This window comes from Nonomuraea sp. KM90, from assembly GCF_052246675.1.
GTDB lineage: Bacteria > Actinomycetota > Actinomycetes > Streptosporangiales > Streptosporangiaceae > Nonomuraea.
The window spans coordinates 15,153-40,438 of record NZ_JBQQCB010000014.1 but is presented as its reverse complement, the minus strand read 5'-3'; the positions used below and the strand labels follow the sequence as shown (position 1 = coordinate 40,438).

General features: G+C 71.4%; 28 protein-coding genes. 18 read left to right on the top strand and 10 right to left on the bottom strand.

Going from position 1 to position 25,286, the window contains the following annotated elements; all coding sequences use genetic code 11:
* Positions 1-57: 57 nt before the first annotated feature.
* Genes ACTWPW_RS17715 through ACTWPW_RS17695 form a run of 5 tightly spaced genes read left to right on the top strand, consistent with a single transcriptional unit; the run spans position 58 to position 2,940 of the window.
* A complete protein-coding gene (locus tag ACTWPW_RS17715; RefSeq protein WP_443169293.1) occupies positions 58-282 on the top strand; it encodes a hypothetical protein in 225 nt (74 codons plus the stop codon).
* Complete coding sequence (locus tag ACTWPW_RS17710) at positions 279-710, top strand: S26 family signal peptidase (RefSeq protein WP_443169292.1); 432 nt, start codon at positions 279-281, stop codon at positions 708-710. Before ACTWPW_RS17715 ends, ACTWPW_RS17710 begins: the two co-directional genes overlap by 4 nt.
* Positions 700-2,538: an ABC transporter ATP-binding protein gene (locus tag ACTWPW_RS17705; protein ID WP_443169291.1), complete on the top strand. Its 1,839-nt coding sequence runs from the start codon at positions 700-702 to the stop codon at positions 2,536-2,538. The genes ACTWPW_RS17710 and ACTWPW_RS17705 overlap by 11 nt, the downstream gene beginning before the upstream one ends.
* A gap of 30 nt (positions 2,539-2,568) precedes the next feature.
* Positions 2,569-2,730: a hypothetical protein gene (locus ACTWPW_RS17700; protein WP_375110991.1), complete on the top strand. Its 162-nt coding sequence runs from the start codon at positions 2,569-2,571 to the stop codon at positions 2,728-2,730.
* Between the two features lie 24 nt (positions 2,731-2,754).
* Positions 2,755-2,940, top strand: a complete 186-nt coding sequence (locus ACTWPW_RS17695) for a hypothetical protein (protein WP_364132054.1) — start codon at positions 2,755-2,757, stop codon at positions 2,938-2,940.
* A gap of 53 nt (positions 2,941-2,993) precedes the next feature.
* Here the strand turns inward: ACTWPW_RS17695 and ACTWPW_RS17690 are convergent, their stop codons facing one another.
* The 8 genes from ACTWPW_RS17690 to ACTWPW_RS17655 all read right to left on the bottom strand — a co-directional run bounded on the left by ACTWPW_RS17690 (position 2,994) and on the right by ACTWPW_RS17655 (position 9,324).
* Complete coding sequence (locus tag ACTWPW_RS17690; protein ID WP_375110990.1) at positions 2,994-3,728, bottom strand: AfsR/SARP family transcriptional regulator; 735 nt, start codon at positions 3,726-3,728, stop codon at positions 2,994-2,996.
* Between the two features lie 152 nt (positions 3,729-3,880).
* Entirely contained in the window at positions 3,881-4,111 is a 231-nt protein-coding gene (locus ACTWPW_RS17685) for a hypothetical protein (protein ID WP_375110989.1), read from the bottom strand.
* Between the two features lie 41 nt (positions 4,112-4,152).
* A complete protein-coding gene (locus ACTWPW_RS17680) occupies positions 4,153-4,596 on the bottom strand; it encodes a S26 family signal peptidase (RefSeq protein ID WP_375110988.1) in 444 nt (147 codons plus the stop codon).
* 5 nt (positions 4,597-4,601) lie between these two features.
* Positions 4,602-6,413 carry an ABC transporter ATP-binding protein gene (locus ACTWPW_RS17675; protein WP_443169290.1) on the bottom strand — a complete coding sequence of 604 codons (1,812 nt, stop codon included), beginning with the start codon at positions 6,411-6,413 and terminating at the stop codon, positions 4,602-4,604.
* Complete coding sequence (locus ACTWPW_RS17670; RefSeq protein WP_443169289.1) at positions 6,410-6,934, bottom strand: TlpA family protein disulfide reductase; 525 nt, start codon at positions 6,932-6,934, stop codon at positions 6,410-6,412. Before ACTWPW_RS17670 ends, ACTWPW_RS17675 begins: the two co-directional genes overlap by 4 nt.
* On the bottom strand, positions 6,934-7,452 hold the full coding sequence (locus ACTWPW_RS17665) for a MauE/DoxX family redox-associated membrane protein (protein ID WP_443169288.1): 519 nt from the start codon (positions 7,450-7,452) through the stop codon (positions 6,934-6,936). Before ACTWPW_RS17665 ends, ACTWPW_RS17670 begins: the two co-directional genes overlap by 1 nt.
* Before the next feature lie 112 nt (positions 7,453-7,564).
* Entirely contained in the window at positions 7,565-8,329 is a 765-nt protein-coding gene (locus tag ACTWPW_RS17660; RefSeq protein ID WP_375110983.1) for an ABC transporter permease, read from the bottom strand.
* Positions 8,326-9,324 (bottom strand): ABC transporter ATP-binding protein, encoded by a 999-nt coding sequence (locus ACTWPW_RS17655; RefSeq protein WP_375110982.1) that lies wholly within the window; start codon positions 9,322-9,324, stop codon positions 8,326-8,328. Before ACTWPW_RS17655 ends, ACTWPW_RS17660 begins: the two co-directional genes overlap by 4 nt.
* A 112-nt stretch (positions 9,325-9,436) precedes the next feature.
* Here ACTWPW_RS17655 and ACTWPW_RS17650 point away from each other — a divergent pair, with 112 nt between their 5' ends.
* Positions 9,437-10,546, top strand: coding sequence for a sensor histidine kinase (locus ACTWPW_RS17650; protein WP_443169287.1), 1,110 nt, complete (start codon positions 9,437-9,439; stop codon positions 10,544-10,546).
* Positions 10,543-11,193 (top strand): response regulator, encoded by a 651-nt coding sequence (locus ACTWPW_RS17645; RefSeq protein ID WP_375110980.1) that lies wholly within the window; start codon positions 10,543-10,545, stop codon positions 11,191-11,193. Before ACTWPW_RS17650 ends, ACTWPW_RS17645 begins: the two co-directional genes overlap by 4 nt.
* 9 nt (positions 11,194-11,202) lie before the next feature.
* On the opposite strand, the gene ACTWPW_RS17640 is transcribed toward ACTWPW_RS17645, so the two are convergent.
* Positions 11,203-11,664, bottom strand: coding sequence for a MarR family winged helix-turn-helix transcriptional regulator (locus ACTWPW_RS17640; protein ID WP_375110978.1), 462 nt, complete (start codon positions 11,662-11,664; stop codon positions 11,203-11,205).
* 108 nt (positions 11,665-11,772) lie between these two features.
* Here ACTWPW_RS17640 and ACTWPW_RS17635 point away from each other — a divergent pair, with 108 nt between their 5' ends.
* The 3 genes from ACTWPW_RS17635 to ACTWPW_RS17625 all read left to right on the top strand — a co-directional run bounded on the left by ACTWPW_RS17635 (position 11,773) and on the right by ACTWPW_RS17625 (position 13,397).
* The gene (locus tag ACTWPW_RS17635; protein WP_375110977.1) at positions 11,773-12,117 is read left to right on the top strand and encodes a DMT family transporter; all 345 of its coding nucleotides are present in this window, start codon (positions 11,773-11,775) and stop codon (positions 12,115-12,117) included.
* 41 nt (positions 12,118-12,158) lie between these two features.
* On the top strand, positions 12,159-12,479 hold the full coding sequence (locus ACTWPW_RS17630) for a DMT family transporter (RefSeq protein WP_443169286.1): 321 nt from the start codon (positions 12,159-12,161) through the stop codon (positions 12,477-12,479).
* Between the two features lie 99 nt (positions 12,480-12,578).
* Positions 12,579-13,397, top strand: a complete 819-nt coding sequence (locus tag ACTWPW_RS17625; RefSeq protein WP_443169285.1) for a transglutaminase domain-containing protein — start codon at positions 12,579-12,581, stop codon at positions 13,395-13,397.
* A gap of 18 nt (positions 13,398-13,415) precedes the next feature.
* Here ACTWPW_RS17625 and ACTWPW_RS17620 read toward each other — a convergent pair whose 3' ends face one another.
* Entirely contained in the window at positions 13,416-15,281 is a 1,866-nt protein-coding gene (locus tag ACTWPW_RS17620) for a serine hydrolase domain-containing protein (RefSeq protein WP_443169284.1), read from the bottom strand.
* 167 nt (positions 15,282-15,448) lie between these two features.
* Between ACTWPW_RS17620 and ACTWPW_RS17615 the strand changes: the two genes are divergently transcribed.
* The 8 genes from ACTWPW_RS17615 (at position 15,449) to ACTWPW_RS17580 (ending at position 25,257) form a co-directional block, all read left to right on the top strand.
* Entirely contained in the window at positions 15,449-16,663 is a 1,215-nt protein-coding gene (locus tag ACTWPW_RS17615; RefSeq protein WP_443169283.1) for a sensor histidine kinase, read from the top strand.
* A complete protein-coding gene (locus ACTWPW_RS17610; RefSeq protein WP_364132032.1) occupies positions 16,638-17,291 on the top strand; it encodes a response regulator transcription factor in 654 nt (217 codons plus the stop codon). Before ACTWPW_RS17615 ends, ACTWPW_RS17610 begins: the two co-directional genes overlap by 26 nt.
* A gap of 120 nt (positions 17,292-17,411) precedes the next feature.
* Entirely contained in the window at positions 17,412-18,728 is a 1,317-nt protein-coding gene (locus ACTWPW_RS17605; protein WP_443169282.1) for an ROK family protein, read from the top strand.
* Between the two features lie 40 nt (positions 18,729-18,768).
* A complete protein-coding gene (locus ACTWPW_RS17600) occupies positions 18,769-19,710 on the top strand; it encodes a carbohydrate ABC transporter permease (protein WP_443169281.1) in 942 nt (313 codons plus the stop codon).
* Positions 19,703-20,509: a carbohydrate ABC transporter permease gene (locus ACTWPW_RS17595; RefSeq protein WP_364132028.1), complete on the top strand. Its 807-nt coding sequence runs from the start codon at positions 19,703-19,705 to the stop codon at positions 20,507-20,509. The genes ACTWPW_RS17600 and ACTWPW_RS17595 overlap by 8 nt, the downstream gene beginning before the upstream one ends.
* A 12-nt stretch (positions 20,510-20,521) precedes the next feature.
* Positions 20,522-21,787 carry an ABC transporter substrate-binding protein gene (locus ACTWPW_RS17590; RefSeq protein WP_443169280.1) on the top strand — a complete coding sequence of 422 codons (1,266 nt, stop codon included), beginning with the start codon at positions 20,522-20,524 and terminating at the stop codon, positions 21,785-21,787.
* Positions 21,788-21,823: 36 nt separating this feature from the next.
* Positions 21,824-22,939 (top strand): glycoside hydrolase family 15 protein, encoded by a 1,116-nt coding sequence (locus ACTWPW_RS17585; RefSeq protein ID WP_443169279.1) that lies wholly within the window; start codon positions 21,824-21,826, stop codon positions 22,937-22,939.
* A complete protein-coding gene (locus ACTWPW_RS17580) occupies positions 22,936-25,257 on the top strand; it encodes a glycoside hydrolase family 31 protein (RefSeq protein WP_443169278.1) in 2,322 nt (773 codons plus the stop codon). Before ACTWPW_RS17585 ends, ACTWPW_RS17580 begins: the two co-directional genes overlap by 4 nt.
* The last annotated feature ends 29 nt before the right edge of the window (positions 25,258-25,286 follow it).

The window sequence follows — 25,286 nt, the reverse complement described above, 5'->3', positions numbered from 1 at the left end:
CGGCCGGGCTAGCGGCGCGCGAGGGCAGGGCTAGCGGGATCACGAAATATCCAGGACGTGGATCTCCTGATCGTCGCGTGCCGCGTCCCTGTCGGGGCAGTGCTCGCCGATGCCGCGTTCGCCAGGCCGCGCAGCCGCGCGGACCTGCGCCCGTTCGCGCCCAAGGTCGACGCGTACCCGACGGTCGTCACGATCGACGCCGGGGACACGGTCGTCAGCGGCGGCCACACCATGCCGCACACCCTGCCGCACACCCTGCCCGCCGAGGTCAAGGCGTCGTGAGGCCGGCGTTCCTCGCGGCGGCGGGCGGGCTCGCGGGTCTGGCCCTGCTGGCCGTACGGCTGCGCGCGACGTACCTGGTGATCCGCGTCAGCGGCGACAGCATGGCCCCGGCGCTGACCCATGGGGACCGGCTGCTGGCCCGGCGCACGGACCTGGCGACGCTGCGCAAGGGGCAGATCGCCGTCGTCTCGAGCCCGCACCCGATCGGCGGCGACTTCCTGATCAAACGTGTCGCCGCCCTGCCCGGCGATCCGGTCCCGGAGCGGGTACGGAGGGTCGTCGCCGACGACGTCGTCCCGGCCGGCAGGTTCGTCCTGATCGGTGACAACACCGAGGTCAGCTTCGACTCCCGCGAGCACGGCTTCTTCCACGCCGGCGACCTCCAAGCCGTCACCGTCAGGAAGCTGGAGCGGCAGCATGGCCGTTGACGGGGTGCGCCTGACCGCTTCCGCGCGTGCGGCGGCGGCCATCTGCTGGAGCGGCGCCGCCGGTCCCATGATCGGGTACGCGCTCACCCTGCTGGGCACGGCCACGACGCCGGTCGCGGTGGCCTGGCTGACCAAGCTGGTCATCGACGGCCTCACCGGGACGGCCTCCCTGCCGGAGCTGCTGGGCCTGGCCGCCGGGCTGGCCGGTACCGGTGTCGCCGCCGCGATCCTGCCGCACGCCTCGCGGTACCTCGGCAGCGAGATCGGCCGCGCCATGGCGGCCACCACGACGGACCGGCTCTTCGCGGCCACGGCACGATTTCCCGGGCTCCGGCCCTTCGAGGATCCCCGCTTCCTCGACCGGCTGCGCCTGGCCCAGGAGGGGACGTCCAGGGCGGACAGCATCGTCACCGAGGCATTCGGCCTGGTTCGCTCCGCTGTCACCGTGATCGGCTTCGTCGGGTCCATGCTGGTGATCAGCCCGGCCATGACGCTGATCGTGCTGTGCGCCGCCGTGCCGGCACTCATCGCGCAGCTGAAGCTGTCCCGCCGGCGCACGACCATGATGTGGGAGATCGGCCCCGCGGAACGACGGCAGCTCTTCTACAGCACCCTGCTCGGCACGATCGAGGCGGCCAAGGAGATCAGGCTCTTCAACCTGGGCGGATTCCTGCGCGGCCGCCTCATGGCGGAGCTGTCGACGGCTCAGGCGGCCAAGCGGCGGATGGACCGCAAGGAGCTGTCGGCGGAGGGGGCGCTCGCCCTGCTGTCCGCCGTGGTGGCCGGTGGCGGGCTCGTCTGGGCCATCGCCGCGGCCCGGACCGGCACGCTCACCGTCGGGGACGTGTCGATGTTCACCGTCGCCGTCGTCGCCGTCCAGGGCGGGCTCGACACCCTGGTCAACGGCATCGCGATCACCGATCACAACCTGCGGCTCTTCGGCCACTACGTGGCGGTGGTCAGGGTCGAGCCCGACCTCGTCGTGCCGCCCGGCCCCGCGCCGCTGCCGCCGCTGCGCCGGGGGATCGAACTGCGCGACGTGTGGTTCCGGTACAGCGACGACCATCCCTGGATCCTGCGCGGCGTCGACCTGCTCGTCCCGTACGGCGCGGCCGTGGCACTGGTCGGGCTCAACGGCGCGGGCAAGAGCACGCTGGTCAAGCTGCTCTGCCGGTTCTACGACCCGAGCCGGGGAGCGATCCTCTGGGACGGGGCCGACCTGCGCGAGGTCCGGCCGGAGGCGCTGCGGGAGCGGATCAGCGGCGTCTTCCAGGACCACATGGCCTACGACTTCTCCGCCCGCGACAACATCGGCGTGGGAGACGTCGGTGCCCGTGACGACCTGGACCGGATCCGCGCCGCCGCGCGGAGGGCCGGGGTGGACGAGCTGCTGGCGTTCCTTCCCCGCGGCTACGACACGCTGCTCACCCGGATGTTCACCAGCGAGGAGGACCGCGAGGACTCCTCGACCGGCGTCGTGCTCTCCGGCGGCCAGTGGCAGCGAACCGCCCTGGCCAGAGCCTTCCTCCGCGACGGACGGGACCTGATGATCCTCGACGAGCCGAGCTCGGGTCTCGACCCCGAAGCCGAGGCCGACGTGCACGCCCGGATGCGCCACCACCGCTCCGGCCAGACGAGCCTGCTCATCTCCCACCGGCTGAACACGGTGCGGGACGCCGACCTGATCGTCGTCCTGAAGGACGGGGTCGTCGCCGAGCGGGGGAGCCACGACGAACTCATGGCGGTGGACGGCACCTACGCCCGTCTCTTCCGTCTACAAGCCCGCGGATATCACGAGACAACTCCCCGTGAAATCCGCGCCCACTGAACCCCGAGACAGGAAGGGAGGTGAAACAGAATGCTGGACAAGCTCATCGACCGGTTGATTCCCACGGTCAAGGCTGACGCCGCGTGCGTCCCGAGGTGCGTGCAGATCAGCTACGACCCGAACACCGGGTGCTACAAGATGCGGTGCTACAACAGGGACTGCACCTATCGCACGGTCACCATGTGCGAATAACCGGGCGGAGAGAAGGTGAGACACGTGAAATCCATCACTGCCTTGGCGGACCGGATCGTCGCCTTCGTCGTACCGGCCGGCGATGCGCAGGCCGCGTGCACCGCACGTTGCATTCTCGACCACACAACCTGCACCGGCAGCATTTGTTGTGCCTACTTCAAGTGCTGGAGGAGCGACTGCTCGCCCTACTGGAAAAAGCAGTGCGCCTAGGTAGGTAAAGGGATAGCCCTCTGGCCGGCGCCGGCCAGAGGGCACTTTCTTTGCTAGAGCGACGCGCCTCGGAGTATCTCCTGATGCTGCCGGCGTAGGTGGTCGGCCGGCTCGATGCCGAGCTCCGTGCTGAGGATGTCACGCATGCGCCGGTAGGCGGCGAGCGCTTCGGCCCGGCGGCCGCGCCCGGCCAGGGCACGCAGCAGCATCTCCCACAGGGATTCGCGGAAGGGGTGGGCCTCGACGAGGCGCTCCAGCTCCGGGATGACCCCGGTGTGGAGGCCGAGCCGCAGTTCGGCCTCCACCCAGAGCTCGGATGCGGTCAGGTGCATCGCGTCCAGGCGGCGGCGCTCGCAGCGGACGGTTTCGACGTCGATCTCCGGCGCCAGCGGGCCGTGCCACATGTCCAGCGCCTCCCGCAGCAGCCCGGCCGCCATCGCCGGACTGCCCGCGGTCAGCGCCTGCGATCCCCGGGTGAAGCGCTGCTCGAAGGCCCTGATGTCCACCGCCCGGTCCGGGACGACCAGGGTGTAGCCGTTCCCGAGAGTGGTCAGGTCGACGCCGTGGGCGGCCAGCGGCGCCAGAGTGCGTCGCAGGCGGTAGACGTACGTCTGCAGACTCGCTCTCGCCGTCGCCGGCGGCTCGTCCGGCCAGAGCTCCGTCATCAGCCGATCCACGCTGACCACTCCGCCCGGACGCAGCATGAGAACGGCGAGGATCGCCTGCTGCTTCGCGGCTCGGACGTTGATCGCGCGGCCCCCGCCGTCGACCACCGCCAAGCGTCCCAACAGTTGGAACATCGTGCACCTCCGATCGACATTGTGCTGATCGCCGGTATGTTCCAGGTATGGCAGGCGGCGTACAGGAGCTGCGCACATGAAAGGGCCGGACAAGCTCCTGTTGAAGGGAACTGTCCGGCCCCGGTGTGGTCGCTACGCGGCTAGCAACATCTGCGCTCGAGAGTGGTCCGCACCCCGAAGGTGCTGCCCGGCCCCCAGTTGCACGCGTACTTGTCCTTCATCGACCTGCTGCCGCAGGCGGGGTTGTAATAGCACCGCCCCCACCAGTAGCCGCCAATGGGTCGGTTGTAGCACTTGATGACGGCGCCGGCAGAGTCCTCGGGCAGGACCAGGGACAGGGCGACGTCCGCGAGCCCGGTTATGATCTTCACGCTGTTCTTCCATTTCTTCGTTCACGGTCTCGGAAACTCGGTCAGTTGATCTGTGCCGTCTCCTTTACTGACAGCCCCGCATATCCAGGGGACAGCCTTCGGCGAGTGATGGCATGAATGTCGGCGAGCGGAAAGTAGCCGTGGTCCCGCGAGTCGTAGCTGCCCTCGCTGTTGTCGCCGAGCAGGACGACATTGCCGACGGGGACACGATCTTCGGCCACCACCGGTGCCACCGAGGGCGGAACAGGATCGCCCGGCAATCCGGCGATCCGCTTGACGAGGAAGGTCACGCCGACGAATCGTGGTGCGCGGACCACCGCGATCTGACCGCGTCGGAGAGCCGACGCGGTCACGCGCCGGGCCAGCAGCCGGTCTCCGTCGGTCAACGTGGGGGCCATGCTGTCGCCGTCGACCCGGATCACGGAATACGTCGCGCGCAGCCGCACGATCAACAGGGCCAGCGCGCAGCTCGCGGCGAGCAGCACCCACCTCACAGGGCCACCGCCTCTTCCGGCTCGCGGTACCCGGTCGCCTGGAGGTTGAAGAGCCGTGCGTAGGGGCCGCGGGCGGCCATGAGGGCGTCGTGCCTTCCGGCTTCCCGGATGGCGCCGTCCTCCAGAACGATGATGAGGTCGGCGTCGCGCACGGTGTTGAGCCGGTGAGAGATGAGCAGGCTGGTGGCGCCGTGGCGGCGGCGCCGGGTCCGGGAGTGCACGTCGGCCTCGGCCTCGGGGTCGAGCCCGGCGGAGGGCTCGTCGAGGATCACGAGGTCGCGGTGGCCGCGGAACATCGCGCGGGCCAGGGCCGTGCGCTGCCATTGCCCGCCGCTGAGCACGACACCGGTGTCGGGGTCGTCCTTGTCGTCCTCGCTAAAGAACGTCCGCGTGAGCAAGGTGTCGTACCCGCGAGGAAGGGAGGAGAGCTTGTCGTCGATCCCGGCCTCGTGAGCGGCCCCGCGGATGCGGGTTTCGTCCTCGCGGGCGGGGACGAAGCCGATGGAGACGTTGTCGGCCGCGGACATGTCGTAGGCCATGTGGTCCTGGAACACCCCGCTGATGCGGTGCCGCAGATCATCGGGGTGCACGTCACGGATGTCGACGCCGTCCCACGTGATGCTGCCGTGCTGCGGGTCGTAGAACCGGCACAGGAGCTTGACGAGGGTGGACTTGCCGGCCCCGTTCAGGCCGACGACGGCGACCGACGCGGCGGCCGGGACGAACAGGTTCAGGCCGCGCAGGATCCAGGGATGATCCTCGCTGTAGCGGAACCACACGTTGGTCAGCTGGATGCCGTGGCGCAGCCGGGGCAGGGGCGCGGGCTCGGCGGGGATGGGCAGGTCGGGTTCGGCCGAGGTCACGGCCACGTAATGGCCGAACATGAGCAGATCCTGGTGGAGAGTGGCGATACCGATGATCAGCCCGTTGAGGGCGGCCTGGACCGCGGCGATGGCGGCGATCAGCAGGGACACGTCGCCGATGCTCAACGCGCCGGAGCCGGCGGAGATGACGGCCCAGATCAGCCCGCCGCCCGCGACCACGGAGCCCAGCAGCGTCAGCAGGCCCTCGACGGACAGTTCCTTGAGGTCCATCCGGCGGCGTGCGGCGTTGGACGTGCGCAACTCGGTCATCATGCGGCCTCGCAGGAAGCGGCCGCTGTTGAACAGCCGGATCTCCTTCGCCGCCGCGATCGTGGTGAGCAGGTCGCCGTAGAACATCTGGCGTCGTTCGCCCGGGCCGATGTCCCACATCATCGCCGCGCGACGATGCGACAGCCGCAACTGCGCCACCAGCGCGGGAACCCCGGTCGCCAGGACGATCCCCGTGAGGACCGGACTGACCATCAGGAGGGAGCCGACCATTCCGGCCAGCGTGATCACCGCGCTCGCCACCGCCAGGCATCCGGTGACGACCTCCTGTCCCGTCGACAGGCTGTTCTTCGCCAACCGCAGCTGGTCGTGGAAGCTGGGGTCCTCGAACCGTCGCAGCCCGGCGAACCGCAGCGTCGCGGAGAACAGCTGGGTGGTGGTCTGGGTGGTGAACCGCCTGCCCATCTCGCTGTTGAGGTACTGCATGAGCTGGGGCAGCACCGTCAGCAGGATGCCCGCGGCGGCCAGCCCCACCGCGAGGGTGCTCAGCTCGGCCGCCGATCCCTGTCCCGCCAGGGAGTCGACCACCAGCTTGGTCAGCCACGCCACCGCGATCGGCGCGATCGCCTCAACGATCATCACCAGGACATAGACCGCCATCAGCCCCGGGGCCGCGCGCAGGGCGACCCCCGCGGCGGACCTCGCCGTTCCGATCATGCGCGGACCGTGGCGGGCAACACGGGATTGTTGTCGGCGACCCTGCGGTCCGCACCGATCTCGAAGACGGTCGGATAGCCGGCGACCTGGAAGGCGCCCTGAATGGCGCCATGAGGTGCCTCGACCACGACCCGTGCCACCTCGGCGAGGCGTTCGACGTCGGCGACGGCCTCCTGGTCGCTGTCGCTGTCGGTGACGACGACGGCGAGCACGGCGGCCGGGGTACGGCGGGCGTGCTCGATGAAGCGCGGCATCAGTTCCCTGCAGGGCTCGCAGGACGGGGAGAAGAAGCCGATCAGGGCGGGCCCGTCGATCAGCTCATCGGAGATCGGCTCGCCATCGGTGGTCGTGGCGGCGAACTCCGGGATCTCCTCCCCGACGGCGAGCCCGTCCTCCATGGGAGGCAGGGATGCCGCTGACGCGGCCTGCTTCCGCAGCCGGCGGATCACTCCGACCGTCAGCAGGAGGTTCAGCAGGCACAGCACGCCGACCAGGACGACGGCAACGATCAGATACGGCATCACGCACTCCCCGAAGCTTCCATGAACAAATCGGCGATGTCGTCAAAGACGATCAGGAGAATGGCGCCGACCAGCCCGACCGGCACCGCCAGGGCGAGGCCGGCCACGGTTGCCGGGCCGCCGGGAGACATCAGCGCCACCGAACCCAGCGCGACAACGAGCAGCAGAAGCCCGTTGCGGACCAGATGCACCGGGCCGAGCGGGGTCACGGACGCGCCGAAGCACTGGCATGCCTCGCGCTGCCCCCGGCGAAGGGAAACAGCGATCCACGTGGAGAACGCGATCAGCAGCACCCCGCCGGCGGCCAGCCCCACAGGGGGAAACACGATCAAGGTCGCCGCGGCGACGACCTCCATGGCCGCCGTCGCCCCGGCGGCCGGGAACCGGGCCGGGCCGGGCAGCGATCGCAGGGTGGCGGCGAAAGACCGTAGTGCGGCACGGCTGCGCAGTTTCGAGTACGCGGAGACGACGAAGACCGTGGCGAGCAGGGCTTGGCTCGCCACCAGCACGTGAACCATGACCCCAGATGCTCTTCCGGCCGGTTAGCCCGGCGATAGCGCGCCGGTAGCGCCGCCTGCGGCGCGTGCCGACGACCGGCGGCCGGCTGGTCGTGTCCGGCCGGCCCCCCGGCTAGTCCCAGCGGAAACAGGCGGCCGCGACGACACCGCCGAGCAGCAGGCTCACGACCAGGCCGATCAGGTGGGCGGGTGGCACGGGCGCGCCCACCCAGGTGGCCGACATGGCCTGGACCGAGGCGCCGAACGGCAGCCAGGCGCCCACCGACGCGACCACGTCGGGAAGGCTGCCGCGGCCGCCGAACATGCCGCCGAGGGCGCCGAGCGCGAAGAACAGCGCCAGGCCGATCGCCACGGCGGAGTTCGGGGTGGGCGCGAGCGCGGCGACGATCATCCCGACGGCGTACATCGTGGCCGTGGACAGCGCGAGGACGCCGATCGCCGCGCCGGCGTTCACCGGCGGCTTCGCCCCGAACGCCACCATCGCCAGGAGCCACGCGGCCGCGATGCCCAGGCCCGTCTGCAGCACGCCCACGGTCACCTGCGCGACGAGGACCATCGCGGGCGAGGCCGGTGTCACCGCGAGCCGCCGCAGGATCCCGCTGCGGCGGTAGTAGGCCAGGAAGGACGGCATGTTCACGATGCCGGTCGTGGCCACCACCATCGTGAACACCAGCGGCAGCACGTGGACGTCGAGCGCCGTCCGGCCGTTCGCGACGACCTCATTGCCGGCCGCCGACGCGTTCATCACCAGGATGAGCATGGGCAGGCCGATCGGCACGATCAGCCCGGCGGTGTCGCGGACGACCATCTTCAGCTCGCAGGTCAGCATCGCAGCCCAGGACCGGAGCCCGGGGCGGTGCACGGCGATGTCCGTCATCGAAGCGCCTCCTTCTCGTCGTCCTGCCGCCCGTCGTCGATGCGCCCGTCGTCGTCGCGGTCGTCGTCGTGGCGGTCGTTGTCCAGGCGGCGTCCGGTCAGGGCGACGAAGGCGTCGTCCAGGCTCGCGCGCTCGCCCCGCGTCTCGGTCACCACGACGCCGGCCCGTACGAGCGCCACGCTCACGGCCTGGAGCAGGTCGCCGCGGCCCTCGACCACGACCCGGCCGCCGTCGGCGCGCACCCGCTCGACCTCGTCCAACCCTTCCAGCAGCCCCTCCGGTACGGGCTCCGCCGCCACGAAGGTGACCCGCTGGGCGAACCCGGCCCGGCGGACGAGCCCCGAGGGCGAGTCCAGGGCGACGACCCGCCCCGCGTCGAGCAGCGCGACCCGGTCGCACAGCCGCTCGACCTCCTCCATCGCGTGGCTGACGAGCAGCACGGTCACGCCGCCGTCACGCAGGCGCTCGACGGTCGACCACATCTGGCGGCGCGCCTGCGGGTCGAGCCCGGTCGTGAGCTCGTCGAGGATCACCACCCGGGGCCGCCCCACCAGGGCCAGCGCGATGGACAGCCGCTGCTGCTGGCCGCCGGAGAGGTTCTGGAAGCGGACGTCGCGGGAGCCGGTCAGGCCGACCGACTCGATGAGCTCGCCGGAGTCCAGCGGGTCGCGGTAGAAGGTCCCGTACAGGCGGACCAGTTCGGTGACCGTGAGCGCGGCGTGCAGATGGCTCTCCTGCAGTTGCACCCCGAGGAGTTGCCGCAGCCGGGCCCGGTCGCGTCGCGCGTCCAGGCCGAGCACACGGACGGTGCCCCGGTCGGGCCGCCGGAGGCCGGCGACCAACTCGACGGTGGTCGTCTTGCCGGCCCCGTTCCGTCCGAGGATGCCGAAGATCTCGCCGGTGGGGATCGACAGGCTGACCTCGTCGACGGCGACCTTCGAGCGGTAGCGCTTGTGCAGGCCGTCCGCTTCGACGGCCAGTGATGTCCCAGGCATGTCCCCGACGTTAGGAGCGGGCGGGCCACCGGAGCCTGTGCCGATCGTCAGCCCGCGCACCCATGACTTTCGGCACCCCCGGCGCCGTCCGCCGCCCGATTAGAGTGATTTCATGCGGCGAATCGGGCCGGACACCTGGGCGGGTCTGGCGGTGCTCCTGATGTGCGTCGCGGTGGGGACGCCGACGTTGCTCGGCGGGACCGAGACCGCCATCCCCCGCGCCCTGTGGGCCGTGCTGTTCGCCGGGCTGCTGGCCACCTTGCTGGTCGCCGCCTTCAGTGTGGAGAGCCGTCGGTGGCCGGCGCGGATCTCCTACGGCGCGGCCGTGGTCCTGAGCTGGCTCACGGTCCTGGCGGCACCCGGTGCCGGATGGCTGCCGATCCTGCTGGTCTTCACCGCGGCTCTGAGCGCGTACGTCCTGCCGTGGTGGGCCGGGCCGGTGGTGATCGCCCTCAACACCCTCGTGATCGGCCTGGCCGCGAGCCGCACCGAGGCCACCGCGACCGGGGTGCTCCTCGGCGCGACTCTCTACCTGCTGATCCAGTCGGCGACGCTGCTGAGCACGATCGCGATCATCCGGGAGCAGCGGATGCGCCGCGAGCTCGCCGAGGCGCACGTCGACCTGCGCGCGGCCAGCGTCGTGCTCGCCGACTCCACCCGCGCCCACGAGCGCCTGCGCATCGCCCGCGAACTCCACGACCTCATCGGCCACCAGCTCACGGCGCTCACCCTCGAACTGGAGGTCGCCCGGCACCACGACGGCCCCGCCGCGCGCGAGCACATCGAGCGCGCGAACCGGGTGGCCAGGGACCTGCTCGGCGACGTACGGCAGACCGTCGGCCGGCTCCGCACCGACGCGCCGGACCTGCGCGAGTCCCTGACCGCCGTGGTGCACGACATCCCCGGCCTCGACATCAGCGTCCACGTCGACGAGGACGTGCACACCACCGAAGAGCTGACCATGACGCTGACCCGCGTCGTCCAGGAGATCGTCACCAACACCATCCGCCACGCGGACGCGACCCGCCTGCGGATCCGCATCGAGACCGCTCCGGATCGCACCCTGCGGCTCACCTCCGTCGACGACGGCCGCGGCACGTACGAGATCAGGCCCGGCAACGGCCTGTGCGGCCTGACGGAGCGGATCGCCGCGGTCGGCGGTGACGTACGGCTCGACGGCAGCGACGGCTTCCGCGTCACCGCCCGGATGCCCGTGCCATGATCCGCGTGCTCGTGGTCGACGACCAGACTCTCGTCCGGCAGGGCATCCGCAGCCTGCTCGACCTGACAGACGACATCGAGGTGGTGGGGGAGGCCGACGACGGCATGACGGCGCTGGCCGCCATCGCCGAGCACACCCCCGACGTCGTCCTCCTCGACCTGCGCATGCCGCGCCACGACGGCATCTGGGCCCTCACCGCCCTGCACGACGGCACCGCGGACGCGCCCCCGGTCCTCGTCCTGACCACGTTCGACAACGACACCCTGGTCCTCGACGCGATGCGCGCGGGTGCCTGCGGCTATCTCCTCAAGGACGTCACCCTGGAACAGCTCACCCACGCCATCCGGGTCCTGGCCGACGGCGGCACCCTGATCTCCCCGTCGATCACCGACCGCCTCCTCCGCGCCGTCCACCGCCGCCGCCCCCCGGCCGACACCGGCCTTGCCCCGATCCAGCCGCTCACGGAACGGGAGCTGGAGGTGCTCCGGCTGGTCGCCGAGGGCTACAGCAACCGCGAGATCGCCCGCGCTCTGTTCCTCGCCGAGGGCACGGTCAAGAACCACGTCTCGACCGTCCTCCTCAAACTCGGCGCCCGCGACCGCACCAACGCCGTGTTACGGGCCTTGCACGAGAACGTGCTGGGCTGACGCGCTCTCTCAGCGCGCGGCGCCCAGCGCCGCAAGGGCGGCGGCGAGTCGCGGGTCCGCCTGTCCCGCCTCCTCCAAGGCGGCGTTCAGCGTCTCCTCGTAGGTGCGGTTCGCCTCGGCGTATCTGGCCCGGCCCGTCTCGGTGATGACCGTGTAGACGCCGCGCTTGTCGTCCGGGCACAGATCCCGGTAGGCGAAGTCCGCCGCGTTCAGCCGCGACACCAGGCGGGTCACCGAGCTCTGGTTGAGCCCGACTTTGTCGGCCAGCTCCTGCATGCGCAGCTCGTTGGTGGGGGAGGCGGCGAGGTGGCCGAGCGCGCGGAACTCGGACAGGCCGATGCCGTGCCGTCGCTGCAGCGCGGTGGCGAGCTTGCTCTCCACGTGGGCGTGCAGGAGGAGGATGCGCTGCCAGGTCGCGGCGATGTCCGAGACGGGTGGCGCCGGGACCGGGGCGGGGGCTGCGGGAGTCATGGAACCTCTTCGTGCGTACGGGGACCGGCTTGACAGAAGTATACATGTACATGCAACATTCCTTCCCGAGGAAACAGCTTGCACATACATACAAATAGGAGTGTCCCTGTGGCCTGGATCTACCTGCTCATAGCGGCCGTCTTCGAAGTCGTCTTCGCCCTGGCCACCAACGCCACCGAGGGCTTCACCCAGCTGGGGCCGTCCCTGCTCACGGCCGCCGCGGCGGCCGGCGGGATCTTTTTCCTGAGCCTGGCGCTCAAGACGCTGGACGTCGGCGTCGGCTACACCATCTGGACCGGCATCGGCTCGGTCGGCACGGTCGTGCTCGGCTCCGTGATCTTCGGCGAGGAGATCACCATCTGGAAGGCGCTGGCCTTCGTCCTGATCATCGGCGGCGTGCTGGGCCTCAAGCTCTCCGACCGCCTGGCCTCCGAGAAGCCGTCCGCGGCCTGAACACCCTGCTCTGTCACTTCGCGCCTGAAGGAAACGTCATCATGGCCTGGATCTACCTCTCCATCGCGATCGTCTTCGAGATCGGCTTCGCCCTCGGCACCAACGCCACCAAGGGCTTCACCCGCCTCTGGCCGTCGGTCTTCACGCTGCTGTCGGCCGCCGGTGGCATCTTCACCCTGAGCCTGGCGCTCAAGACGCTGGACGTCGGCGTCGGCTACACCATCTGGACCGGCATCGGCTCCATCGGCACGGTCATCCTCGGCGCCCTCATCTACAAGGAGAAGATCACCCCCGCCAAGCTCGGCTCGTTCGCCGCGATCATCGGTGGCGTCGCCCTCCTCAAGATCGCCGCGGGGATCTGATCCGCGATGGCCGGGCCGCGCCGGTCGCCGGGTACCGTCCCACCCGGCCTGGCCAGGCGCGGCAGGCATCTTGTCGGTGAGCCTGGTTAGGCTGCCGCCATGCCGATCGACTACGCGCGTCCCGGGATCTTCACCACGCTCGACGCCGACCAGTTACCGCTGGCCGAGGCCTTGCCGTCCGATCCGGTGGAGATCTGCCGGGCGGTGCGCGGGCTCGTCGTCCATCCCGGAGAGACCGCCATGCTGGAGCTCCCCGAGGATCGCATGGCGGAAAAGAACCTGCGGCCCGCGAGCGCCATCGTCCGCGCGCTCACCCGGCTCGACCCGGCGCCACTCGACGTGCCCCGCCCGCCGCACCTGCGGGTGGTGGGCACCTGCCGCCACTTCGCCGCGCTGAGCGTCGCCCTGCTCCGCCTGCGCGGCATCCAGGCCCGGGCGCGGGCGGGCTTCAGCACCTACTTTGCCCCAGGAAAGAGCGTCGACCACTGGATCACCGAATACCGGTCCGCCGGCGAGGGGCGCTGGGTGCGCATCGACAGCCAGATCATCGACGGGCACCCGGTCGCGCGGCCCGAGGACTTGGCGCCGGGCGAGTTCCTCACCGGCGGCGAGGCCTGGTCCCTCTACCGGAAGGGAGCGGTGGACCCGGACACGTTCGGGGTGCTGGGCACGACGCACGCGTGGGGCGTGGCCGAGATCCGCGGCAACGCGATCCGCGACCTGGCCGCGCTGGCGACGATGGAGACACTGCCCTGGGACGAGTGGGGCCGCATGACCGCCTCCTACGAGGGCAAGACCGGCCCCGACTACGATCTGCTGATCGACGAGGTGGCGGCCGTCTGCGCGGCCGACGCCCCGGACGCCGTCGACCGCCTCTACCGCAGCGCGGAGCTCCAGGTCCCCGACGGGATCCGATAGCGGCGCCGGCCCCGTGGGTCAGCCGAATCGCCAGCCGAGCAGGTTCCAGTGCTGGCAGAACCAGACGAGGAGCAGCAGCCCGGCCAGGAGGGTCACCTGGTGGACGCGGGCCAGCACGCCGACGTGCCGCTGCCTCCAGCCGATCACGGTGGTGGTGATCGCGGCGACGGTGAGGGCGAGGAGCAGCGGGGGAAGCAGCAGCAGGGCCCGGAGCGTCGGCGGCACGCCGTACAGGATGCTGGTGTCGCCGGTCAGCGTCAGCGCGAACATGACGACGAACGCCAGCCCGACGGCGCCGGCCAGGCCGGAGAGGAGGCGGCCGGCCCGCCAGGCGCGAGGCGTCCGCGAGGGGCGTTTCCGCAGTCGCCGGACCCCGGCGGCCAGCGGCAGGCCGAGCACGCCCGTCAGGGCGGTGACGGCGAACAGCAGCACCATGGCGAGATTGACCGGAGGGGTGTCCCACCAGGGGATGAGCTCGTAGGCGGGACCGTCGGTGGCCGCGTACGTGACCCCGGCGCCGTTCGTGACGAACGCCAGTCGCTGGGAGCCGCCGTCCTGCTGGTAGAGCCCCGGTCCCAAGGGGCGCCATGTCGCGCCCTTGAAGGCGATCCTCCCGCCGTCCTCGACCCGCAGCCGGGAGGAGTTGGCGAGGGTGAGCACCCTCTCGATGGTCGACTCGACGGTTCGGGCCGGCTTGTAGAAGCCCGCTACGGGCGTGCCCGTCCTGCCGGGAGGGGCGGAGGGCGCAGCGCGGTCGCCGGGGAGGAAACGGGCGAAGAAGGCGGGAATGAGTCGTGTGACGGCATCGATGCCGCCGACGCTGTTCGTGGAGACGAACAGGCCGAGGCCGGCGTCGGGCACGAGCAGCAGCACGCTCTGGAAGCCTTCCCAGCTGCCGTCGTGCATGATCACGCGATGCCCGTTGAGGGTCTGCTCCTTGAACCCGTGGGCGTACCCGTCGATGCGGGGGTCGGCGGCGAAGGACCGCTGGTGCATGAGACGGGCGGTGGGCTGGTCGAGGAGGGGCCCGCCGGACAGATGAGCGATCATGAAGCGGGCCATGTCGTTCGCGGTGGCGCTGATCGATCCGTCGGGCGGGAGGTTGTCGAAGACGAAGGGCTTGCGCTGGTACGTCCCTTCTTCGTGGGCGTAGCTGCGGGCCAGGCCGGCGGCCAAGGGGGCCGGGACGGGCTCGGCGGCGGTGGTGTGCCGCATGCCGAGTGGGTCGAGGATGTGCTCCTGTACGTACTGGTCGTAGGGCTGCCCGCTAACCTGCGCCACGATGTGTCCGGCCAGCGCCGCGCCATAGTTCGAATAGGCCGACACCTCCCCGGGCGGGCGAATCCGCGCCGGCATGTTCTCGGCGAGGTACGTGCCCAGGGGCGGAACGTCGGCCCTGCGCCGCGCGCCCACGCCGATGGCGCGGTCCTCGAACCCGGCTGTGTGGTCCATCAAGTGCTCCAGCGTGATCGGCTGGGGGTACGTCGCTGGGACGCGGAAGGCGGGGAGATAGCGGTTCACGTCAGCGTGCAGGTCCAGCCGTCCCGACTGCACCTGCTGCATCACTGCGGTCCAGGTGAACAGCTTGGTGATCGAGGCGATCCGCACCAACGAGGTGCCGGGGTCGAACGGCGTCCGGTGCTCGAGGTCGGCCAGGCCGTACCCCTTGCTGAAGAGTGTCCTTCCGGCGCCCACCACCGAGACCACCGCGCCCGGCACGTGGTTGGCCGGCAGCCCGCTCGCCATCGCGGCGTCGAAGAAGTCCGTGAGCTCACGGGTGTCGGGAATGCGCGCCGGCGTCGCCGAAGCGGGGATGGGCGGCCAGACGGCTGCGAGCACCAGGGCGACGACGAGCAGCAGACGCGGGAGAGTGAACGGCCACACGGCGTGACTCCTGACCTTGTCGGGGTCATCAACGGTGCGGCCTGTGTGGCCACGGCCGCATCGCCATCACGGTTAGGGCTGCATCACACTAAAGTCGGAGATTTCCGGACGGCTGACACCAACGCTCGTCTGAGGTGACGCGATGCCACCCTGGCTACGCTGGATCGATGGTGTCGTACCGGGGCGTGCTACGACGGATCATCACACTCGGCCCGAACGCGATCAGCTCGGTCGCCGTGGCGTTCTGCCTGATCCTGACGGTCATGGCGGTCAAGACGCCGTGGGCGCCGCTGCTGGGCGCGGTCATCGCCGTCTCCGGGCTGGTCGCCTCGGGTTCCGTGTGGTTCCGCGAGCGGTGGCCCACCGCGGTCGCCGCGGTCGGGGCGGGTGCGTACGCGCTGTCGGGCAACCCCGGGCCGCTGCTGATCGGCCTGTTCTCCGGCGCCGGGGCGCGGTTGGGCCCGCGGTTCGCGGCGCTGGCGAGCATCGGCGTGGCGGGGTTCGTCGCGCAGCAGTGGGTCGACGACGGCAAATTCAGCGCGGACGCGCTGGTCCCCGCGCTCGCCGCCACCGGTGCCGTGCTGGTGACCGGCGGGTACGCCGCCACCCGCCGCGAGCTCACCCGATCGCTGCGGGAACGCGCGGAGCGCGCCGAGGCCGAACAGCTCCTGCGCGACGAACATGCGAAGGCCGCCGAGCGCGGCCGGATCGCGCGGGAGATGCACGACGTGCTCGCACACAAGATCACCCTCATCTCGTTGCACGCCGGCGGACTGGAGGTCAACGCCGGCGCGGAACCGGCGCGGATCGAGCGGGAGGCGTTACTGATCCGGGTCACCGCGCAGGAGTCCCTGGAGGAACTGCGGAAGATCGTGGGCGTGCTGCGTGCCGGACACGACGACCGGGGCCCCGACCTGCGGCGGCTGGTGCGGTCCTGGGCGTCGGCCGGCAACGCCGTCACGCTGCGCGGCGACATCAGCGACCTCGGCGCGTTGCCGGTGGCGACGGCCCGGGCCGTCTACCGGCTCGTCCAGGAAGGGCTGACCAACGCGCACAAGCACGCCTCCGGAGCGCCCGTCACCGTCTCGGTCGCGGGGAGCCCGAAGGACGGCGTCACGATCACGGTCGTCAACGAGCGATCGCGCCGGCCCGGTGCACGTCCGTCCGGGGCCGGGGCCGGGGCCGGGGCAGGGGCCGGGAGCGGGGCAGGGGCCGGGAGCGGGGCCGGTGCCGGGCTCGTGGGCCTGGCCGAACGGTTCCGGCTGATCGGCGGAACGGTACGCGGCGCGCCCGACGATGCGGGAGGCTGGCGCCTCGAGGGCCGGTTGCCGTGGAATGCATCCGCGAGGGAAACACATGATCAGGACGCTGCTGGTGGATGACGAGTCGCTGATCCGCGCCGGACTGCGGTTCATCTTCGACTCCGCGCCCGACCTGGAGGTCGTGGGGGAGGCCGAGGACGGGGACCAGGCGATCGACGCCGTGCGCCGCCTCGGGCCGGACGTGGTCCTGATGGACATCAGGATGCCGCGGTCCGACGGCCTCGCCGCCACCGAGGCCATCCGCCGGCTCGCCCGGCCGCCCGCGGTCGTGATCCTCACCACGTTCGACAGCGACGAGCACGTCTTCAGCGCGCTGGAGGCCGGGGCCTGCGGGTTCCTGCTCAAGGACACGTCGCCGCACGACCTGATCCACGCCGTACGCCTGGCGCATGGTGGCGACTCGATGCTGTCCCCGCGGGTGACCCGGCGGCTGATCCAGCGGGTCACCACCGACGCGCCGATCCGGCGGCGCCGGGACGCGCTCGCCCGTCTGGAGACCCTCACCCGCCGCGAGCGTGAGGTGCTCACCGAGGTCGGACTCGGCCGCTCCAACACCGAGATCGCGGTCAGCCTGCACATGAGCGAGGCGACCGTCAAAAGCCACATCTCCCACCTGTTCGACAAGCTCGGCGTCACCAACCGGGTCCAGGTGGCCATCGCCGCCTACCGCGCCGGCCTGGTGGACTGACCGGTCCCGCTCCCCGTCGGCGGGCTTTCGGTTTCGGGGAGGTTTCGGACTCTTGACAGGAGGATGGCCGGGCCTCAGTATCTTCACCACTAACTTTATGCCTAAAGAAAGTCCTCTCATATGGCAGGCACGGACCGCGGCGACCTCACCAGAACGGCAATCCTCGCCCTCCTGGGCACGGGCGGCCCGCTGAGCCGCAGCGAGATAGCCCGCGGGCTCGATCTCAGCCCCGCCACCGTCACGCAGCTCACCAAGGAGCTCATCGGGCACGGAATGCTGGAGGAGCTGGACCTGAAGCCGTCCCGCGGCGGCCGTCCGGCCCAGCGGCTCGGGCTGGTGGGCAGCGCCGGGCGGGCGCTCGGGGTGAAGGTGACGGCCGACCACCTGGTGCTGGTGGACGTACGGCTCGACGGCGAGGTGCTCGGCTCCTGGGAGAGACCCCACGACCCGGCGGCGCCCGATGCGCTGGAGCACCTGGCGGACGCGGTGGAGTCCGTGGTCCGCGAGATCTCCGGGGTGCCGCCGCTGCTGGGCGTGGGGGTCGGGGTGCCGGGGAGCGTGGACGACCAGGCTGTCGGCACCGTCAACGCGCCGACGCTCGGCTGGCAGGCCATGCCGGTGGGCGAGCGGCTGCGTCGCCGGCTCAACCTGCCCGTCCTGGTCGAGAACGACGTGAACGCGCTGGCCGCGGCCGAGCGCCTGTACGGCCGGGGGCGTACGCACAGCGACTTCCTCGTGCTGACGATCGGGCGCGGCGTCGGCGCGGCGATCGTCGCCGACGGCCGGGTCTACCGGGGCGCGCGGGGCGGCGCGGGCGAGTTCGGCCACCTGCAGGTGGACCCCGAGGGGCCGCCCTGCGGGTGCGGTGCCCGGGGGTGCCTGGAGGCGTTCGTCGGCTCGGCCGGGCTGCTGGCCACCGCCCGCGCCAGGGAGGCCCTGACCCAGGGGGACGACCGGCCGGGCGCGGAACGCGGCTCAGGGGCCGGCCGACCGGGCGCGGGACCGGGGCCGGGGGACGGCCGGCGGGACGCGGACCGGGCGGAGGCGGACGCGCGTGACCCGCTCGGCGCGGTGGCCGCGCTGGGCCGGGCCGCGGCGGGCGGTGACGTGGCCGCCCGGGAGGTGTTCGCCGAGGCCGGGACGATCCTGGGCCGGGCCACGGCGGGGCTGATCAACGTGGTGGACCCGGAGGTCGTGGTGGTGCTGGGCGAGGGCACGGCCGACTGGCCGCTGTGGCGGACCGGCTTCGAGCCGGCCCTGCGCGCGCAGCTGTACCCGGGGCGGCGTGACATCTCCGTGGAGGTGGAGAGCTGGGACGACACGAGCTGGGCGCAGGGGGCGGCGGCCCTCGTGCTGGCCACCCCGTTCGACTCCGCCGGAGCGGCGGGTGAGCAGGGCCGCCTGGTCCGCGCCCGCCTGATCGGGGCCTCGTCATGAGCGCCCTCTCGATTCGCGCCCGCCTGATCGGAGCCGGGTCGTGAGCGTCCGGCAGGTCCTGCCCGAGGCCGCGCCCAAGGCGCCGGTCACCCACGCGCGACCGAAGCGGCGCGGCGGGTGGCGCTACGCCGGCACGGTCGCGCTGTTCCTGCTGCCGAGCCTGGTGCCGCTGATCCTCTACACGCTGATCCCGATGGTCGCCTCCTTCTGGACCAGCCTGCACGAGTGGGATCTCATCACCGAGATGCGCTGGGTGGGCCTCGGCAACTACGTCGAGCTCATCGGCGACCCCGACACCCGGGCCGCGTTCCTGCACACGCTGTACTTCATCGCCGGTTACCTGCCGCTGGTCTACCTCGGTGGCCTGGGCCTCGCGGTGCTGCTCAACCGGGTGATGCCCGCGCGCGGCCTGCTGCGCGGCGTGTACTTCCTGCCGGTGATCACGAGCTGGGTGGTCGTCGCGCTGATGTGGAAGTGGCTGCTCAACCCGGCCAGCGGCATCGTCAACTGGGCGCTCGGCCTGGTGGGCGTGAGCGGGCCCGGCTGGTGGACCGATCCCGACTGGGCGATGCCGTCGATCATCCTCGCCTCGGCCTGGAAGGACCTGGGGTTCGTGATGATCATCCTGCTGGCCGGGCTGCAGGCGATCCCCCGGGAGTACCAGGAGGCCGCCATGGTGGACGGCGCGACGCCCTGGCGCAGGTTCCGGCACATCACGCTGCCGCTGCTGTCGCCCTCGACCTTCTTCGTGGTGGTGATCTCGCTGATCAACGGCTTCCAGGTGTTCGACCAGGTCCAGATCATGACGGGCGGCGGGCCGGGCGGCGCGACGCAGGTGGTGGTCTCGCAGATCTACGACCTCACCTTCCGCTACGGCCGGGCGGGTGCCGCTTCGGCGCTGTCGTGGCTGCTGTTCGCGCTCGTGCTGCTCGTCACGATCGTGCAGATCCGGGGCCAGAGGCGGTGGGTGACCTATGGGTAAGGTCCTGCGTGCCCTGCTGGTGGGGATCGGCGCGGTGGTCATGTTGTTCCCGTTCGCCTGGGCGGTGATCACCTCGATCACGCCGAGCGACGCCGTGTTGTCCGTACCGCCCGACTTCACCCCCGAGGGCGCGAGCCTCGACGCGTACGGGCGGCTGCTGGAGACGCTGCCGTTCTGGCGGATCGTGCTCAACAGCGCCTGGATCGGCGCCGCCTCCACCACGTTGCAGCTCGTCACCAGCGCGATGGCGGCCTACGCGTTCGCCAGGCTGCCCTTCCCCGGACGGGGCGCGTTGTTCGCGGTCTACCTCGCGACGCTGATGATGCCGCTGCCGGTGCTGGTCGTGCCGCTGTTCATCGAGATGCGCACGTTCAACCTGGTCGACACCTATTTCGCGCTGCTCGCGCCGACGATCGCCTCGGCGTTCGGCGTGTTCCTGCTGCGGCAGGCCATCAACCAGGTGCCCCGCGAGTTCGACGAGGCGGCCGTGCTCGACGGTGCCGGGCACTTCCGCATCTTCCTGTACGTGGTGCTGCCGCTGATCCGCCCGGCCCTGGCCACGTTCGCCATCTTCGGCTTCATGGCGAGCTGGAACAGCTATCTCTGGCCGCTGATCATCATCAAGTCGCCGGAGTTCATGACCCTGCCGCTGGGCCTGGCGACCCTGCACGGCCAGTTCACCACGCAGTGGGACGTGGTGATGGCGGGCTCGGTCGTCAGCGTCGTCCCGATCCTCATCCTGTACGTCTTCGCGCAGAAGCACGTCATCGCCAGCGTCGCGCAGAGCGGGCTCAAGTAAAGGAATCCCCCCATGTCACGACACATCAAGATCGCCGGCGCCGTGGCGGCGGCCGCGTTGCTCGCCACCGCCTGCTCGCAGGGGTCGGCCACCAGGGGCACCACCGCCGAGGCCGGCGGCAAGGTGACCTTGCGGTACTTCACCTTCTCCGCCGCGCCCGACCACGTGAAGGACCTCGACACGATCGAGAAGGCCTTCGAGAAGGAGAACCCGAACGTGGACGTGGTCGTCGAGACCGCGCCCTTCGACCAGTACTTCACCAAGCTGCAGACCAGCATCGCCGGCGGCACCGCGCCCGACACGTTCGAGCTCAACTACGAGAACTTCGTCACCTACGCCAGCGCCGGCTCCCTGCTCGACCTCGGCACGGTGGCGGGCGACGTCGACACCTCGGTGTACGCGCAGGAGTCGCTCAACGCCTTCAAGCGGGACGGCAAGCAGTACGCGCTGCCCGCCTCGTTCTCCACGGTCGTGCTCTTCTACAACAAGGACCTGTTCGACAAGGCCGGCGTGCCCGTCCCGACGGCGGACTGGACGTGGGCGGACGAGCAGGCGGCCGCCGAGAAGCTGACCGACAAGAAGAAGGGCGTGTACGGCGACTTCCAGCCGGTGCAGTTCTTCGAGTTCTACAAGACGCTCAAGCAGGCGGGCGGCGAGTTCCTGTCGGCCGACGGCAAGAAGTCGGCCTTCAACAGCCCGCAGGGCGTCAAGGCCGCCAATTGGCTGGTGTCCAAGGTGGGCAAGACGATGCCGACCGAGGCCGAGATCGGCGGCACGGCCGACTACGACACCAACCTCTTCAAGTCCGGCAAGCTCGCCATGTGGCACAACGGCATCTGGCAGTTCGCCGGCCTGAAGGACGTGCCCTTCGAGTGGGACGTCGTCGTCGAGCCGGGTGACTCGGCCAAGGCCAGCGCGGTCTTCCACAACGCGGTGGCGGCCTCCTCGACCACCAAGCACGGCAAGGAGGCCTGGGCCTGGGCCCGGTTCCTGTCCGCGTCCGGCACCGCGGCCACCACCCGCATCCAGTCGTCGTGGGAGCTGCCGCCGATCTCCGACCAGCAGGTGCTGTCCGGCTACCTCAAGGATCCGAAGCCGGCCAACCGGCAGGCGGTCTTCGACTCGCTCAAGTCCATCGCCCTGCCCCCGGTGATCAAGCGCCAGCAGGAGATGCAGGACGCGGTGACCAAGGAGATCGGCGAGGCCGCGGCCGGGCGCAAGAGCGTGGCGGACGCGCTCAAGGCGGCCGCCACCGAAGTCGACGCGCTGCTCGGCTAGCCGTTCCCTCTTTTCTACGCACTCAGGAGAGATTCGTTGTCCCTCGTCGCGCACAGCCTCGACGTGATCAAGAGTTTGCAGGCACCGTCAGGGGCCTACCCGGCCTCGCCCACCTTCTCCGCCTACCGCGGCTACTCGTGGCTGCGCGACGGCGCGTTCATCGCCGAGGGGGTGAGCAGGCACGGAGACGTGGCCGGCGCGGACGCCTTCCACGCGTGGTGCGCCCGGGTGGTCGGTGACCGCGCGGGCCAGGTGGACGTGCTGGTGTCCCGCGCGGGGCGCGGCGAGGCGGTCACGGCTGCCGAGATGTTGCCGACCCGGTTCACGCTGGACGGCGTGGACGGCGACGACGACTGGTGGGACTTCCAGCTCGACGGGTACGGCACGTGGCTCTGGGCGCTGCGCGAGCACGTCGTCCGGCACGGCAGGGCGGTGCCCGGCGTAGAGAAGGGCGTCAGGACGGCGGCCCGCTACCTGACCGCGTTCTGGCACGTGCCCTGCTACGACTGGTGGGAGGAGCACGTCGAGCACCGCCACGTGGCGACGCTCGGCTCGATCCACGCGGGCCTGCGGGCCGCCGTCGCGCTCGGCGTGCTGAGCGCGACGGAGTCGGCGGCGGCGGTCGAGGCCGCCGAGGGCATCGCCGGGCTCGTGGCGCGCGAGGGCGTCAGCGCGGAGGGGGCCGGCGGGGAAGGGGCCGGCGGGGAAGGGCACCTGCGCAAGTGGCTCGGCAGCGACGCGGTGGACGGCAGCCTGCTGGCCTGCGTCGAGCCGTTCGGGCTGTACCCGGCCGGGCATCCGGTCGGCGAGGCCACGGTCGCCGAGGTCGAGCGGCAGCTCGCCCGCGACGGCGGCGTGTACCGCTATCTCGCCGACACCTTCTACGGCGGCGGGCGGTGGCTGCTGCTGGCCGGGTTCCTCGGCTGGAACCACGCCCGCGCCGGGCGGCGGGAGGAGGCCGTGCGTTACCTGGAGTGGATGGCGGCGCAGGCGACGTCCGACGGCGACCTGCCCGAGCAGGTGTCCGACCTGCTGCTGGCACCCGACCGGCGGCAGGAGTGGCTGGACCGGTGGGGGCCGGTGGCCACGCCGCTGCTGTGGTCGCACGGCATGTACCTGATTCTCGCCGACGAGCTGGGGGTGACGGCGTGATCCGGCACCGTCCCCATGGCTCGGGGCACCCCTACGCGGAGACGGAGGACCAGCGCGTCCCGGCCAGGCCGCTGGACGGCGAGAGCGTGGAGCTGCGCGTGCGCGCGTCGGCGCGGGTCGTCTCCGTCGTGTGCGACTGGTCCGTGGACGGGGCCGCGCCCGCCGAGCTGTCCCTGGCCAGGCCGGACGACCCGTCGCCGGCCGGCACGGCGGACGTGACCGGCACGGCGGAAGCGACCGGCCCAGAAGGGGTCGGCCCGGAAGCGACCGGCCCAGAAACGACCGGCACAGAGAGAACTGGCGCTGCCGGGGCGGCGGACGGCGGGCACCTGGCCGCCGCCCAGGCGCGCGCCGCCCGCGCCGCCGCCGGTGCCTGGAGCGTGCGCACCCCGTCCCTGCGAGCCGGCAGCCGCTACACCTACCGTTTCCGGGCGACCACGGCCGACGGCGCGACCCGTGCCACCCGGTGGTTCGAGGTGACGGCCGCGAGCTGGTCCGGCGCGGGCGGCAAGCTGGAGGTCACGGGTGCCGACCGGGTCGTGCCGGGCAGCGTGCGCTGGCTCTCCGACGGTGACGGCCCGCTGCGGGTGCGCTTCGAGCTGGCGCTGGGGCCGCAGGAGCACGTGGTGGGCTTCGGCGAGCGGTTCGACGCCGTGGACCAGCGGGGCCGCGCCCTCGACGCGGTGGTCTTCGAGCAGTACAAGGCGCAGGGCCGGCACGGGCGCACGTACCTGCCGATGCCGTACGCCATGGTGGTGGGCGGCCCGGCGAGCTGGGGCTGGCACGTCCGGACCTCGCGGCGCACCTGGTACGACGTCGGCGCGTCGCGGCCCGGCCGGATCGTGGTCGAGGCCGAGACCGGCCCGGACGGCGAGCTGGGCGTGCGCTTCTACGACGGCGAGCGCCCGGCGGACGTGCTGGGCGCCTTCCTCGACGACGTGGGGCGTCCGGCCGAGCTGCCGTCGTGGGTGTTCCGGCTGTGGGCCAGCGGCAACGAGTGGAACACCCAGGAGCGCGTGCTGGCCGAGATGGACCGGCACCGCGAGCACGGCATCCCGGTGGGCGCGCTGGTCATCGAGGCGTGGAGCGACGAGACGACGTTCACGGCGTTCCGCGGGGCCGAGTACGAGCCGTCGGAGGAGCCCCACCGGCTGGCCGACTACACCTTCCCCGCCGACGGGCCGTGGCCGGATCCCAAGGGCATGGTGGACGAGCTGCACCGCAGGGACGTCAAGGTGCTGCTCTGGCAGATCCCGCTGCAGAAGATGCGCCCCCACCCCCGCCATCAGGCCGCCGTGGACGCCCGGCAGCTCGTCGAACGCGGGTACGGCGTGCGCGAGGCCGACGGCCGCCCTTACCGCAACCGGGGCTGGTGGTTCCCGCTGGCGCTCATGCCCGACCTGTCCTCCCCGGAGGTCCGCCACTGGTGGACGGCCAAGCGCCGCTACCTGGTCGAGGAGGTCGGCGTGGACGGGTTCAAGACCGACGGCGGCGAGCACGCCTGGGGCCACGACCTGCGCTACGCCGACGGGCGCGACGGCGCGGCGGGCAACGGGCTGTTCCCCGTGCACTACGCCCGGGCGTTCGGCGACCTGCTGCGCGCCTGCGGCAAGGCGCCGGTGACGTTCAGCCGGGCCGGGTTCGCGGGCTCGCAGCCGCACGGCGCCTTCTGGGCGGGGGACGAGGACTCGACCTGGGAGGCGTTCCGCTCCTCGATCCGGGCCGGGATCACGGCCTCGGCCTGCGGGATCGTCTATTGGGGGTGGGACCTGGCCGGCTTCTCGGGGTCCGTGCCGGACGCCGAGCTCTACCTGCGGGCGGCGGGGGCCTCGGCGTTCATGCCGATCATGCAGTACCACTCCGAGTTCAACCACCACCGCACGCCCATCAGGGATCGCACGCCCTGGAACGTGGCCGCCCAGACCGGGGACGAGCGGGTGATCCCGGTGTTCCGGCGGCTGGCCGAGCTGCGGGAGCGGCTGGTGCCGTACCTGGCCGAGCAGGCGCGGGCGGCGACGGCCGGCGGGGCGCCGCTGATGCGCGGCCTGTTCTTCGACCATCCGGACGACCCGGAGGTGTGGCGGCACCCGCTGCAGTACCAGCTCGGCGACGCGCTGCTGGTCGCGCCCGTGACCGAGCCCGGTATCACCGAGACGTCCGTCTTCCTCCCCGGTAGGGAGGGCGGCTGGGTCGACGTCTGGACCGGGCGCGAGCTGGCCGGCGGGCGGACGGTGAGCCTGTCCGCACCCCTCGACCGCCCGCCCGTGTTGTGCGCGGCGGAGCACTGGACCCGTCTGTCCCCCGTGTTCACCGACTGAGTGGTCGCTGCTTGAGAGGAGCACACCCC

Bases quoted from the DNA above. Each gene is read 5' to 3' on its own strand.
- ACTWPW_RS17605 (WP_443169282.1), top strand. From the start codon at position 17,412: ATGGCAGGCACGGACCGCGGCGACCTCACCAGAACGGCAATCCTCGCC.
- ACTWPW_RS17595 (WP_364132028.1), top strand. From the start codon at position 19,703: ATGGGTAAGGTCCTGCGTGCCCTGCTGGTGGGGATCGGCGCGGTGGTC.
- ACTWPW_RS17645 (WP_375110980.1), top strand. From the start codon at position 10,543: ATGATCCGCGTGCTCGTGGTCGACGACCAGACTCTCGTCCGGCAGGGC.
- ACTWPW_RS17665 (WP_443169288.1), bottom strand. From the start codon at position 7,452: ATGGTTCACGTGCTGGTGGCGAGCCAAGCCCTGCTCGCCACGGTCTTC.
- ACTWPW_RS17615 (WP_443169283.1), top strand. From the start codon at position 15,449: ATGGTGTCGTACCGGGGCGTGCTACGACGGATCATCACACTCGGCCCG.
- ACTWPW_RS17630 (WP_443169286.1), top strand. From the start codon at position 12,159: ATGGCCTGGATCTACCTCTCCATCGCGATCGTCTTCGAGATCGGCTTC.
- ACTWPW_RS17660 (WP_375110983.1), bottom strand. From the start codon at position 8,329: ATGACGGACATCGCCGTGCACCGCCCCGGGCTCCGGTCCTGGGCTGCG.
- ACTWPW_RS17590 (WP_443169280.1), top strand. From the start codon at position 20,522: ATGTCACGACACATCAAGATCGCCGGCGCCGTGGCGGCGGCCGCGTTG.
- ACTWPW_RS17650 (WP_443169287.1), top strand. From the start codon at position 9,437: ATGCGGCGAATCGGGCCGGACACCTGGGCGGGTCTGGCGGTGCTCCTG.
- ACTWPW_RS17655 (WP_375110982.1), bottom strand. From the start codon at position 9,324: ATGCCTGGGACATCACTGGCCGTCGAAGCGGACGGCCTGCACAAGCGC.
- ACTWPW_RS17670 (WP_443169289.1), bottom strand. From the start codon at position 6,934: ATGCCGTATCTGATCGTTGCCGTCGTCCTGGTCGGCGTGCTGTGCCTG.
- ACTWPW_RS17610 (WP_364132032.1), top strand. From the start codon at position 16,638: ATGATCAGGACGCTGCTGGTGGATGACGAGTCGCTGATCCGCGCCGGA.
- ACTWPW_RS17640 (WP_375110978.1), bottom strand. From the start codon at position 11,664: ATGACTCCCGCAGCCCCCGCCCCGGTCCCGGCGCCACCCGTCTCGGAC.
- ACTWPW_RS17625 (WP_443169285.1), top strand. From the start codon at position 12,579: ATGCCGATCGACTACGCGCGTCCCGGGATCTTCACCACGCTCGACGCC.
- ACTWPW_RS17700 (WP_375110991.1), top strand. From the start codon at position 2,569: ATGCTGGACAAGCTCATCGACCGGTTGATTCCCACGGTCAAGGCTGAC.
- ACTWPW_RS17705 (WP_443169291.1), top strand. From the start codon at position 700: ATGGCCGTTGACGGGGTGCGCCTGACCGCTTCCGCGCGTGCGGCGGCG.
- ACTWPW_RS17675 (WP_443169290.1), bottom strand. From the start codon at position 6,413: ATGATCGGAACGGCGAGGTCCGCCGCGGGGGTCGCCCTGCGCGCGGCC.